The organism is Vibrio sp. OPT41 (genome assembly GCF_015163595.1).
GTDB classification, from domain to species: domain Bacteria; phylum Pseudomonadota; class Gammaproteobacteria; order Enterobacterales; family Vibrionaceae; genus Vibrio; species Vibrio alginolyticus.
Map to the genome: position 1 here is coordinate 140,117 of NZ_JADDYH010000072.1, position 12,730 is coordinate 152,846.

A 12,730-nucleotide genomic window follows, 5' to 3' on the forward strand; every position below is an offset into this window, starting at 1 on the left:
AGATCACTGGTGTAAATTGATCTAAAACAAGACAAGATTCACTCACTATTTCATCTATCCAATTAAGCAATATTATTAATCGTAGATCTCCAGTTCTTATTTGGAATAGCTCCTCACAACGCTGCTAATAAAAACGAATATGGAGATAACACTGTGAGCATAAAACACTGGATGAGCGCACCTATTGCGGTTGCGACCTTATTCGCCAGCCAATTATTTTTGGTTGGCGCTCCGTTAGCGGCAGAAGAGAAGGATTTTATCGATCCTCGAAATGACGCCTTTGAACAGAACCATCCCGACCAATACCACTCTTGGAAAGCAACATCCGAAAGTGAGCACATAGAAGATGCTCTAAGTGAAGACCCAAACATGGTTATCCTGTGGGCAGGTTATGGCTTCGCGAAAGACTACAACAAAGCGCGCGGTCACTTTTACGCACTTGATGATGTTCGCCAAACCTTACGTACTGGCGCACCAACCGACGAGAAGTCCGGGCCTATGCCGATGGCGTGCTGGAGCTGTAAAAGCCCAGACGTTGCTCGCGTGATTGATGAACGTGGTGAAGACGGTTATTTCGAAGGTAAATGGGCACGCTTAGGCTCAGAAATCGTCAACCCTATCGGTTGTTCCGATTGCCACAACACGGGCTCTGAAGCCTTCAAGAAAGGCGAACCCGCGCTGGCACTGACTCGCCCATACGTCGAGCGTGCTTTTGATACTATTGGTAAAAACTTTGATGAACAGTCTCGCCTAGATAAGCAAGCATCGGTCTGCGCTCAATGTCACGTTGAATACTACTTCACCGGCCCAACTAAAGCGGTTAAATTCCCATGGGATATGGGCACCACCGTTAATGACATGGAGAAATACTACGACGCGTTGAATTTCAAAGATTGGACGCATGCCGTATCTAACGCGCCGATGCTAAAAGCACAACACCCGGGTTTCGAAACTTGGAGAGCGGGTATTCATGGTAAAAACAAAGTGGTGTGTGTGGACTGCCACATGCCTAAAGTGACCAAAGAAGACGGTACGGTGTACACAGACCACAAAGTGGGTAACCCATTTGATCGTTTTGAAGACACCTGTGCGCAATGCCATACCCAAACTAAAGAGCAGCTACAAGGCATCGTCTCGACTCGCAAAGCGCAAGTACTGAACATGAAGCTAACCGCCGAGAAGCAAATCGTAGCGGCACACTTTGAAGCAGGCGCAGCGTGGAAAGCAGGTGCAACAGAAGCAGAGATGGAACCTATCCTACAAGATATTCGCCATGCACAATGGCGTTGGGACTACGCGATTGCTTCTCACGGTGTCCACATGCATGCTCCTGAGGTAGCACTAGAAGTACTTGGTACTGCAGTTGACCGCGCTGCTGACGCCCGTACCAAGTTGGTTCGCTTACTGGCAACCAAAGGCATTACTGACCCTGTTCAAATTCCAGATATCTCGACCAAAGCGAAAGCACAGCAAGCACTGGGCATGGATATGGATAAGATGAACGCAGACAAGAAACACTTCCTAGAAACGGTGGCACCAGAATGGGATAAAGCAGCAGCTGAACGCGAAGCCACATATTAGTCTAACTTGCAGAGGTTAGTTTATAGATACAACAAGGGGCGTACTGAACGCCCCTTTTCTTTCTTTATTATCTTTATCTCTTCATCCTGATTCTATCGAGAGACAAAAATCGAATGTACTAGCGACGAGGAAGCCTAGGTCTAGGTTGAATATTTGGACGTGCTTTAGGTATCTGCACATTTGGACGAGCAACTGGACGCTGGATCTTCGTTTCCGGTAATGCTTTTCTTTGTTGAACCTTTTCTTTCACCGCCTTGCCTTGTAAAGTCGCTGGTTCAATATGCTCCGGACGATTCTCCCATTGGGTTCGAATCTCTTGCTTTTGCTCGTCAGGCAGTGATTGCCAATGATCGTCAAGTTGGCGTTTCATGTTATCGATATTGGCGGACATATCGTCGTCTTTCCAATCTTCGACTTTGTCTTTGATGGATTGCTGTTGGTCTTCATCTAAACCATTCCACCACTCTTCCAGTTTCTCTTTGTATTCATCGTCGTTATCGCAACAGCCCGGATAGTAATAAATCCAGTAGTCGTCATGATCGTACCACCACGGGTCGTAGTAACCCGATGAATAATAAACCGTAGAGGAAGAGCCAGAATGATCGGAAGAGCTACAACCCGCCAGCACAGAGCCGCACAGCAAAACCAATATGCTTAGTGCTTTATTTTTCATTCGTTGCCCACCTTTCTCTCTATTGCTTGTTAAATTGTACGCTTACAATAGCTCTTTTGCTTTGTTAATAGAGTTAATGATTTGCACCCTATCTAAATTTGGATCATTAGAATCTAATAATATTACCCAGGCATCAATCGCTTCCTGAAATCGGAATGACAGAAAATGATCATTTGCGATCAAAGACAAAGCGGCTTCATTGTGCGGTTCTATCTGCAAAGCTTGCTCCAAAAGCAAGCTAACTTCTTGCGTCATTGATTGCTGGTGAATGTAGTACAAGGTCGTCGCTTTTGCGGCAAGTTGCGTGGCACTGACTGGCTCAGTCAGTTGGATCGCGTAATCAAAACAAATCAGCGCGCCATCAAATTCCCCCTCTAGCAGGTAGCCCTGCCCGAGTTGGAACCACAATTCAGCGTTGTTCGGATCTTCACGCAACTGGTCTTGAATCTCTTTCATGATGTCACGAGCAGTCATCATTCGTGACATTTCCGCTTGTATTGATTTAGGCGGAGTTTGATGCAGCAATAAGAAACTGGCACTCGTCACGACAAGTACTAACAGGCAAAAGCCAAACCATTGAGCAGGTTTAACTTTTGATGCACTCAGTGATAAGAGTACGATAAACAGCCCCATCAGAGTGATGGCAGCGAAAAACCAAACAGACATAACACGTCCTGTAAACAAAGATAACGTCAGTGTACGCATTTCTTACTTTAAATGCGTTGATACAGATACAAAAAAGCCGAGCAACTAAGGCTCGGCTTTTCATATCAGGATAACGATGTAAGATTACTCTTCGTTACCTTCCTCTGCATCATCAGCAGCTGGAGCGTCTTGCTGCGTATTTTCGTCTGTTGACTCTAACGCTTCTGCATCTTCATCAGCAGGCAGCTCTTCATCATCAACTTCTTCAATACGTTGCAAACCAACAACTGATTCATCTTCCGCAGTACGGATAAGCGTTACACCTTGTGTGTTACGACCAACTTGGCTAACTTCACCCACACGAGTACGTACTAACGTGCCAGCGTCGGTGATCATCATCATTTCATCACCTTCAACAACCTGGATAGCACCAACTACCGGGCCATTTCGCTCAGAAACTTTGATAGAAACTACACCTTGAGTGCCACGACCTTTTGTCGGGTACTCGCTAAGTGCTGTGCGTTTACCATAACCGTTTTCTGTAACCGTTAGGATGTCGCCTTCGTGCGAAGGAACAATAAGTGATACAACTTGGTCATTTTCAGCCAGTTTCATACCACGAACACCAGAGGCGGTACGACCCATAGGACGAACACCTTTAAACTTGATCTCTGGCTGACCATTCTCATCAAGAACTGGTTTACCATTTTCATCAAGTACTGGAATCTCTTCTGCTTCTTTAAAGCGAACCACTTTACCCGCTTTAGAGAACAGCATGATTTCATTTTCGCCGTTAGTGATATCCACACCGATTAACGAATCGTCTTCACGTAGGTTCACAGCGATTAGGCCGTTTGAACGTACGTTTGCAAACTGGTTCAACGGCGTTTTCTTAACCGTACCGTCACCTGTTGCCATGAAGATGAATTTGTCTTCAGAGAATTCATCAACACGTAGAATCGCGGTAATGCGCTCACCTTCTTCGAGTGGAAGGATGTTCACAATTGGCTTACCACGCGCAGTACGGCTCGCTAGAGGCAATTGGTAAACTTTCAGGCGGTATGTTTTACCACGAGTAGAGAAACACAAGATGTTATCGTGGGTATTCGCCACTAGAAGACGCTCGATATGGTCTTCATCTTTCATCTTAGTCGCACTCTTGCCTTTACCACCACGGCGCTGTGACTCGTAGTCGCTCAGTACTTGGTACTTAACGTAACCACCGTGAGATAGAGTAACCACAACGTCTTCACGTGCGATCAGCTCTTCCATGTCAATATCATGGCTCGCAGCTGTGATTTCTGTACGACGAGCGTCACCAAAGCCGTCACGAACCGCTTCAAGTTCTTCACGGATCACTTCCATCAAACGCTCAGTGCTCGCAAGGATATGCATGAGTTCAGCGATTTCTTCTAGAAGTGTTTTGTATTCGCCAAGAATCTTCTCGTGTTCTAGACCTGTTAGTTTATGTAAACGTAGATCTAGGATAGCTTGTGCTTGTTGCTCAGTCAGGAAGTACTGACCATCACGAATACCGTATTCAGGCTCTAGCCATTCAGGGCGCGCAGCATCTGTACCAGCACGCTCTAGCATTGCTGAAACGTTGCCTAAATCCCAACCACGAGCGATAAGACCCGCTTTTGCTTCAGCCGGTGTAGGTGCCTTACGGATAAGCTCAATAATTTCATCAATGTTAGCAAGCGCTAGAGCTAAACCTTCAAGGATATGAGCACGTTCACGCGCTTTACGCAGTTCGAAAATAGTACGGCGTGTCACAACTTCACGACGGTGATCAACAAAGCACTTCAACATATCTTTTAGGTTGAATAGCTGTGGCTGGCCATTGTTTAGGGCCACCATGTTGATACCGAAAGTGGTTTGCAGCTGAGTCTGAGCGTAAAGGTTGTTTAGAACTACTTCGCCCACAGCATCGCGCTTACACTCAATAACAATGCGCATACCGTCTTTATCTGACTCGTCGCGCAGTGCACTGATACCTTCTACTTTCTTATCTTTAACTAGCTCAGCGATCTTTTCGATCAAGCGAGCTTTGTTCACCTGGTAAGGAATTTCAGTGACGATAATGGTCTCTTTACCATTCTTCTCCACTTCGATGTCCGCTTTCGAACGCATGTAGATTTTGCCGCGACCTGTTTTGTACGCGTCTACAATGCCTTTACGACCGCTGATAAGCGCCGCCGTTGGGAAATCAGGACCAGGAATGTAATCCATTAGTTCATCAATAGTGATTTCTTCATTATTGATGTATGCAAGACAGCCATCAATCACTTCGCCAAGGTTATGAGGCGGGATGTTGGTTGCCATACCTACTGCGATACCAGAAGCACCGTTAACCAATAGGTTTGGAATTTTAGTTGGAAGAACCGCTGGGATCTGCTCAGTACCGTCGTAGTTTGGTACGTAGTCTACGGTTTCTTTGTCTAGGTCAGCCAATAGTTCATGGGCAATTTTTGCCATTCGAACTTCGGTGTAACGCATTGCCGCAGCAGAGTCGCCATCGATCGAGCCAAAGTTACCTTGACCATCGACCAGCATGTAACGAAGCGAGAACGGCTGAGCCATACGTACGATTGTGTCGTACACAGCACTATCACCGTGTGGGTGATATTTACCGATTACGTCGCCGACAACACGGGCTGATTTTTTATATGGTTTGTTCCAATCGTTGCCTAGTACGTTCATCGCGAATAAAACGCGGCGGTGTACTGGTTTTAGGCCATCACGCACATCTGGAAGAGCACGACCCACGATGACTGACATCGCATAGTCTAGGTATGAACCTCTAAGCTCATCTTCAATGTTTACGGGCGTGATCTCTTTAGCTAAATCGCTCATAGAGCCATTATCCCTCTATTATCTGATCGTAATTACGATACGTGTAAGGTGCAAAAATATAACACACAATTCATCACTTCGGCATCACTTTCCCTCTCCTTTTATCAGGTTGTGAGCTTGGTTATGAATCAAATGTCGAGAATTTGCACACTCATCCCATATCTTTCTGATTAGTGGTTATATTTCGGTCAATATTGAGCAAAATCGGACCCTTTACGCGGAAAAGCGAGGTAAATTCCTTTAACCACACAACGCGAAAATGCAGGTTTTAGAGTTATTGTCACTGGCACCAGTTCAAGGATGAAGCAAAAACAATAGTTAGCGCTTTACAAATTACAGGCACCTGTCTCGATTGCCGCGCCAGTGAACTCTGTCATTGTCCCTTAACTAAGCACATCGAGGTTGTTTGGGTGTAAAACGTTGGAGTATACTGGCGCCCTCTAAAGGACTCAGATTGAATGCAATAAAACCAATTATGACTAAAGCACAAAACGTCGACCCAAGTGAAATTAAGAAATTCGAGGACATGGCTTCTCGATGGTGGGATTTAGAAGGCGAGTTTAAGCCACTTCATCAAATTAACCCACTTCGTTTGAACTATGTACTTGAAAAAGCAAATGGCTTGTTTGGCAAGCGCGCACTTGATGTCGGCTGTGGTGGTGGCATTCTTGCTGAAAGCATGGCAAAAGAAGGCGCTATTGTGACGGGGCTTGATATGGGTAAAGAACCATTAGAAGTCGCGCGACTACATGCATTAGAAACAGGTACTCAACTGACCTACATTCAGAGCACAATAGAAGACCACGCTATAGAAAACGCAGGAACTTACGATGTCGTGACTTGTATGGAGATGCTTGAACACGTTCCAGATCCTCTCTCCGTTATCCGCTCTTGTGCTGCGCTAGTCAAACCCGGTGGTCACGTGTTTTTCTCAACTTTGAACCGAAACATTAAGTCGTACTTATTTGCTATTGTCGGTGCTGAGAAGCTTCTTAAGATTGTTCCTGAAGGCACTCATGAGCACGATAAGTTTATCAAGCCAGCCGAAATGATGAAGATGATAGACCAAACTGACTTGACGGAAATGGGCATTACTGGGCTTCATTACAACCCTCTAAATGACAGCTACAAACTCGGTCGTAATGTAGATGTAAACTACATCGTTCATACTAAAAAATACTGAACGCTATTAAGTTAAAAAATGAGTTTTGTGATTGACATTTTTTAAAGAAAATGAATCGGAAGCGGTAGCACAAAGTTGCCGCTTTTTTTGTCTTTTTATGGCTAAAATTCGTGCTCTAGATTCCATTTTGACCAAGCCATTTTTCGTAGATAAAAACGGCCAAAGATCAAGGAAAATATTTTTGCATGCGGTTATTTCTAAACCGATCTCGAAACCGTACTTTTAACCATTCAAGTCTGCCCTTTTCTCATCGGTTAGTGTTCACTTACTGATTTTTTTCATTTTGTCAGTTATCCACAAGTCATCCCCGAACTGTACCTTGATAAATCAGTGTAATAGCACTATCTTGTAACCCGCAAACAAATGAACCCCTATATGTTGTGTTTAAGCGACAATATATAGATAGACTTTGATCACAAAGCCGCCGCAAGCTTTACTCATATTGCACATAAACAAACAAAAATACGGCTTTTATCAGTTTTCTTAGGGAAATAAAGCAGAATGAACCAACAACTTACCGTCACCAAGCGTGATGGCCGTAAAGAAAGTATCGATCTGGATAAAATCCACCGCGTTATCACTTGGGCTGCAGAAGGTCTAGATAATGTTTCGGTTTCTCAAGTAGAACTTCGCGCTCACATCCAGTTTTACGACGGCATCACAACGACAGATATTCACGAGACAATCATCAAGTCTGCGGCAGACCTGATCTCTGAAGAGACTCCGGATTACCAATACCTAGCTGCTCGCCTAGCGGTATTCCATCTGCGTAAAAAAGCGTATGGCCAATACGAGCCACCAACGCTTTATGATCACGTGTCTCGCCTCGTCGATATGGGTAAGTACGATCAACATATTCTAGAAGACTACACAAAAGCAGAACTCGACGAACTTGATGCGTACCTCGACCATAAACGCGACCTAAACTTCTCATACGCGGCAGTTAAGCAGCTAGAGGGTAAGTACTTCGTACAGAACCGTGTTACGGGCCAAATTTACGAAAGTGCTCAGTTCTTATACATCCTTGTAGCAGCGTGCTTATTTGCGAAATATCCAAAAGCGACACGTCTTGATTACATCAAACGTTTCTACGATGCGACATCGACATTTAAGATTTCTCTACCTACGCCAATTATGTCTGGCGTGCGTACCCCTACTCGCCAGTTCAGCTCATGTGTTCTGATCGAGTGTGGAGACAGTCTTGATTCTATTAACGCAACAGCAAGCTCAATTGTTCGTTATGTATCTCAGCGCGCTGGTATTGGTATCAACGCAGGTCGTATCCGTGCATTAGGCTCAGAGATTCGCGGTGGTGAAGCATTCCACACTGGTTGTATTCCGTTCTACAAGTACTTCCAAACAGCAGTAAAATGTTGTTCACAAGGTGGTGTACGTGGTGGCGCAGCTACTGTGTTCTACCCAATGTGGCACGGTGAAGCACGCTCACTAATGGTACTTAAGAACAACCGTGGTGTTGAAGAAAACCGTGTTCGTCACATGGACTACGGTGTTCAGTTAAACAAACTGATGTACCAACGTTTAGTTGAAGGCGGCAATATTACGCTATTCTCACCATCTGATGTACCTGGTCTGTACGACGCATTCTTCGAAAACCAAGAAGAGTTTGAGCGTCTATACGTGAAGTACGAGAACGATCCTTCAATCAAGAAAGAAACGGTTAAAGCGATTGAAATGTTCACTCTGCTAATGCAAGAGCGTGCATCAACGGGTCGTATCTACATCCAGAACGTGGACCATTGTAATACTCACAGCCCATTTGATTCTGAAGTCGCTCCAGTTCGTCAGTCGAACCTATGTTTAGAAATCGCACTGCCAACGAAACCATTAACTAACGTTGAAGATGACTCAGGCGAGATCGCACTGTGTACGCTTTCTGCATTCAACTTAGGTGCTATCAAGTCTCTAGATGATTTCGAAGAGCTATCCGATCTTGTTGTTCGTGCGTTAGATGCACTGCTTGATTACCAAGATTACCCTCTACCAGCGGCATACAAATCGACTATGAACCGTCGTACGCTAGGTGTTGGTGTGATTAACTTTGCTTACTACTTAGCGAAGAATGGCGTGAAATACTCTGACGGTAGCGCGAACGGCCTAACTCACCGTACGTTCGAAGCAATGCAGTACTACCTATTGAAAGCATCTGTAGCACTGGCGAAAGAACAAGGTAAGTGTCCTTCATTCGACGAGACGAACTACGCGAAAGGCTTACTGCCGATTGATACGTATAAGAAAGATATCGACCTAATTTGTGACGAAGCGCTGCACTACGACTGGGACAGCCTACGTAAAGAAATTATGGAGCACGGCCTACGTAACTCAACACTGACTGCACTAATGCCTTCTGAGACTTCTTCTCAGATTTCAAACGCAACTAACGGTATTGAGCCACCACGTGGTTACGTTTCAGTAAAAGCTTCGAAAGACGGTATCCTGAAGCAAGTTGTACCAGAGTTCACAGAACTTAAAGACAGCTATGAACTGCTTTGGAATATCGGTTCGAACGACGGTTATCTGCACCTTGTGGGTATTATGCAGAAGTTTGTTGACCAAGCTATCTCTGCTAATACTAACTACGACCCGTCACGTTACGAGACTGGCAAGGTTCCAATGAAGAAACTACTTCAAGACCTGCTAACAGCGTATAAGTTTGGTGTGAAAACGCTTTACTACCACAACACTCGTGATGGCGCGAAAGATGAACAGAAAGACGCTGTTCAACCACAAGATGACGATTGTGCTGGCGGCGGTTGTAAGATTTAATCTTCCCGTACCTAGCGAACCCGTAAAGACAGACTATCGATAACCTCCCCCTTACGGGGAGGTTTAAAAGGAATTGAGGCATTATGGCTTACAGTACTTTTAACCAAAAAAAGAATGACCAATTGAAGGAACCAATGTTCCTAGGTCAATCAGTAAACGTTGCACGTTACGACCAACAAAAGTTTGAGATTTTCGAAAAACTTATCGAGAAACAACTTTCTTTCTTCTGGCGTCCAGAAGAAGTAGACGTATCTAGCGACCGTATCGATTACAACAAACTGCCAGATCACGAGAAGCACATCTTCATCTCTAACTTGAAGTACCAAACGCTTCTTGACTCTATCCAAGGCCGCAGCCCTAACGTGGCACTGCTGCCGCTTGTGTCTCTACCAGAACTAGAGACTTGGATTGAGACTTGGTCTTTCTCTGAAACGATTCACTCTCGTTCTTACACACACATTATTCGTAACATCGTGAACGACCCTGCTGTAGTGTTTGATGATATCGTTGAGAACGAGCACATTCTGAAGCGTGCAAAAGACATCGCGCACTACTACGACGATTTGATTCAAGCGACGAATGATTACCATCGCTACGGTGAAGGTGAGCATGTCCTTAACGGTGAAACGGTTAAGGTTAGTCTGTACGATCTTAAGAAGAAGCTGTACATCTGTCTGATGTCTGTTAACGCATTAGAAGCTATTCGTTTTTACGTAAGTTTCGCATGTTCTTTCGCTTTCGCAGAACGCGAACTAATGGAAGGTAACGCGAAAATCATCAAGCTGATCGCTCGTGACGAAGCACTTCACTTAAATGGCACGCAGCACATGATCAACCTGCTACGTAACGGTCAAGATGACTTCACTTTCATGCAAATCGCAGAAGAGGCAAAACAGGACTGTTTTGACCTATTCAAAGAAGCGGCTGAGCAAGAAAAAGAGTGGGCAGAGTATCTATTCAAAGATGGCTCTATGATCGGTCTAAACAAAGACATCCTAAGCCAATACGTTGAATACATCACAAATATTCGTATGCAAGCGGTAGGTCTACCAGCAGCGTATCCAGAAGCAACAACTAACCCAATTCCATGGATTAACGCTTGGTTGTCTTCAGATAACGTTCAAGTTGCGCCTCAAGAAGCAGAAATCTCTTCTTACCTTGTGGGTCAAATTGACAATGAAGTTCGCGCAGATGACTTCGAAGGATTCGAGCTGTAATGGCAACACTCAAAATCAACAAACTGATCAGCATTGAATCCAACCCTTCCAATACGATTTTGGAAACAATGGAGCAAGCTGGCCTATTACCAGAATACAACTGCCGTGATGGGCACTGCGGCGCCTGTCGCTGCAAATTGGAGTCTGGTGAAGTGGAGTATGTTGGTTTTGCCATGGCTTACACACAAAGTGATGAAATATTACCTTGTATCTGTAAAGCAAAATCAGATTTGTCACTTAGCGGCGTTAACTACGCGATGAAAGAAAAGCAGCGCGCATAACGTTGACTCGACGGTATAAAATGCAAAAGCCAAGGTAATCACCTTGGCTTTTTTGTCTCTGTGTTTTGTCTCTCAGACTACTGTATAGAGCTTTGGTTATAAAGCACTGCTCGGGAGGTGCATCTCTTTAACTTTCTCTAAAAATGCATAATGCGCAAACATCGGTTTACGTTCTAGGTAGCGACGCAACAAGTCTAGTGCTGCCGTGCTGATCACTTTAACTTGATCATTGCGCTGATACTTTTTCGAGAGTTTATATAATGCTCCCCACTCGCCTGACGGTGTCGATAAAGCGACGGAAAAAACACCCTCTTCAATATGGCCAGTAACGAGTGATAAATCCGTCCCACACTTCTCTCGCGTAGCGCCAGCCAGAGCAAACGTCTCTGCTAATGGATCTCCGCTGTTGGCCATCGCTTGAGTCAGGCTCGGTAGTATCCAACCATGCCCTAGTTGCTTTTCAGCGTTTTCATCGCCGTTTAGCCAGTACGTTAAGTATCCTCCGCTACTTTTTTCGGAGGTCGACACCGTTAGTCCTTTATCGACCAACAACTGGCCGACATTTTCAACCATAGGTAAGTCAATACTAACGGTATTACTCTCAAGGTGTTTATTAATTATCTGTACTAGTTTCAAACGCTGTTCAATCTGATCTGAAGGACCAAAAAGTTTCACTTCAATAAAAGGCAAGTAAGAGCGATACCCTAGCTCATAGCCTTGAGGAAGTTTTAGCTGATCTAGCTTATCTGAAATACCGGATTCAGATAGACCAAACGTGTAGATTCGACTACAACATGAACCTTGAACATCGGGAAACACTCTTCTCAGATCGGGAAGAATTTGCGTCTCTGCCATGAGCTTAAATTCACTTGGTACACCCGGTGTGAAATAAAAAATGGCATCATTAATCAGCATTTTGAAACCGCAAGCAGTGCCTATCGGGTTGTCCAATATCTCTGCCGTTTCTGGCAGCATTGCTTGCTTTAAATTACTGTCCGGCATAGGGATGCCACGTCGAGCATACAAACTTTCTAGATGCTGCAACCACTCTTTGAATAGCACCAGTTTACAATCGGCGGCTCTCGCGGCGGCGGCAGCACTCATGTCATCCGTTGTAGGGCCTAAACCACCATTAACAATAACCACATCGTTGTTAAAGCTGAGCATTAAAAACTCTTCAACCAAACTCGATAGGCTATCACCAACCGTTGAGCGCTTTGTTAAGCCAAATCCATGTTGATAAAACAGGCTAGACAACCATGCCGCATTAGTATCAACAATATCACCGTGGAGGACTTCCTCACCAGTACTAAGCATTGCTATTTTCACAACTGACTCCTGAACGTAAGCACAATCCTATTTTCGTTATAGCGCTTATTTTTCTTTTTATTTGGACAAATCTCGCCGAGGTTTGTTGGGACTAAATAAGGGTCAAGTGTTTAAATGATTGATGTTTTGAGGGATAATTACGAGCCCGAACATACACCATTAACTCGGAGACCTTTGTGTC

General features: G+C 44.7%; 9 protein-coding genes. 5 read left to right on the forward strand and 4 right to left on the reverse strand.

The features are described 5' to 3' along the window. Positions 1-153 precede the first annotated feature (153 nt). Complete coding sequence (nrfA, locus tag IQP38_RS23495; RefSeq protein WP_031778935.1) at positions 154-1,581, forward strand: ammonia-forming nitrite reductase cytochrome c552 subunit; 1,428 nt, start codon at positions 154-156, stop codon at positions 1,579-1,581. 118 nt (positions 1,582-1,699) lie between these two features. Here nrfA and IQP38_RS23500 read toward each other — a convergent pair whose 3' ends face one another. From IQP38_RS23500 to gyrA, 3 genes are all read right to left on the reverse strand, one after another. After that, positions 1,700-2,254 (reverse strand): hypothetical protein, encoded by a 555-nt coding sequence (locus IQP38_RS23500; protein WP_005376825.1) that lies wholly within the window; start codon positions 2,252-2,254, stop codon positions 1,700-1,702. Positions 2,255-2,296: 42 nt separating this feature from the next. Then, the gene (locus tag IQP38_RS23505) at positions 2,297-2,920 is read right to left on the reverse strand and encodes a tetratricopeptide repeat protein (RefSeq protein ID WP_193838085.1); all 624 of its coding nucleotides are present in this window, start codon (positions 2,918-2,920) and stop codon (positions 2,297-2,299) included. A 123-nt stretch (positions 2,921-3,043) separates the two neighbouring features. Beyond that, positions 3,044-5,755, reverse strand: a complete 2,712-nt coding sequence (gyrA, locus tag IQP38_RS23510; RefSeq protein ID WP_017636128.1) for a DNA topoisomerase (ATP-hydrolyzing) subunit A — start codon at positions 5,753-5,755, stop codon at positions 3,044-3,046. Between the two features lie 475 nt (positions 5,756-6,230). Here gyrA and ubiG point away from each other — a divergent pair, with 475 nt between their 5' ends. The 4 genes from ubiG to yfaE all read left to right on the forward strand — a co-directional run bounded on the left by ubiG (position 6,231) and on the right by yfaE (position 11,220). Next, on the forward strand, positions 6,231-6,938 hold the full coding sequence (gene ubiG, locus IQP38_RS23515; RefSeq protein WP_005376820.1) for a bifunctional 2-polyprenyl-6-hydroxyphenol methylase/3-demethylubiquinol 3-O-methyltransferase UbiG: 708 nt from the start codon (positions 6,231-6,233) through the stop codon (positions 6,936-6,938). A gap of 501 nt (positions 6,939-7,439) precedes the next feature. After that, positions 7,440-9,722 (forward strand): class 1a ribonucleoside-diphosphate reductase subunit alpha, encoded by a 2,283-nt coding sequence (gene nrdA / locus IQP38_RS23520; RefSeq protein WP_005376819.1) that lies wholly within the window; start codon positions 7,440-7,442, stop codon positions 9,720-9,722. Between the two features lie 83 nt (positions 9,723-9,805). Next, positions 9,806-10,939: a class Ia ribonucleoside-diphosphate reductase subunit beta gene (gene nrdB, locus IQP38_RS23525; protein ID WP_005376818.1), complete on the forward strand. Its 1,134-nt coding sequence runs from the start codon at positions 9,806-9,808 to the stop codon at positions 10,937-10,939. Beyond that, positions 10,939-11,220 carry a class I ribonucleotide reductase maintenance protein YfaE gene (gene yfaE / locus IQP38_RS23530; protein ID WP_005376817.1) on the forward strand — a complete coding sequence of 94 codons (282 nt, stop codon included), beginning with the start codon at positions 10,939-10,941 and terminating at the stop codon, positions 11,218-11,220. Before nrdB ends, yfaE begins: the two co-directional genes overlap by 1 nt. A 96-nt stretch (positions 11,221-11,316) precedes the next feature. Here the strand turns inward: yfaE and IQP38_RS23535 are convergent, their stop codons facing one another. Further along, a complete protein-coding gene (locus IQP38_RS23535) occupies positions 11,317-12,549 on the reverse strand; it encodes a CinA family nicotinamide mononucleotide deamidase-related protein (protein ID WP_047103272.1) in 1,233 nt (410 codons plus the stop codon). Positions 12,550-12,730: the final 181 nt, after the last annotated feature.

Bases quoted from the DNA above. Each gene is read 5' to 3' on its own strand.
- IQP38_RS23500 (WP_005376825.1), bottom strand. From the start codon at position 2,254: ATGAAAAATAAAGCACTAAGCATATTGGTTTTGCTGTGCGGCTCTGTG.
- IQP38_RS23505 (WP_193838085.1), bottom strand. From the start codon at position 2,920: ATGTCTGTTTGGTTTTTCGCTGCCATCACTCTGATGGGGCTGTTTATC.
- gyrA (WP_017636128.1), bottom strand. From the start codon at position 5,755: ATGAGCGATTTAGCTAAAGAGATCACGCCCGTAAACATTGAAGATGAG.
- ubiG (WP_005376820.1), top strand. From the start codon at position 6,231: ATGACTAAAGCACAAAACGTCGACCCAAGTGAAATTAAGAAATTCGAG.
- nrdA (WP_005376819.1), top strand. From the start codon at position 7,440: ATGAACCAACAACTTACCGTCACCAAGCGTGATGGCCGTAAAGAAAGT.
- nrdB (WP_005376818.1), top strand. From the start codon at position 9,806: ATGGCTTACAGTACTTTTAACCAAAAAAAGAATGACCAATTGAAGGAA.
- yfaE (WP_005376817.1), top strand. From the start codon at position 10,939: ATGGCAACACTCAAAATCAACAAACTGATCAGCATTGAATCCAACCCT.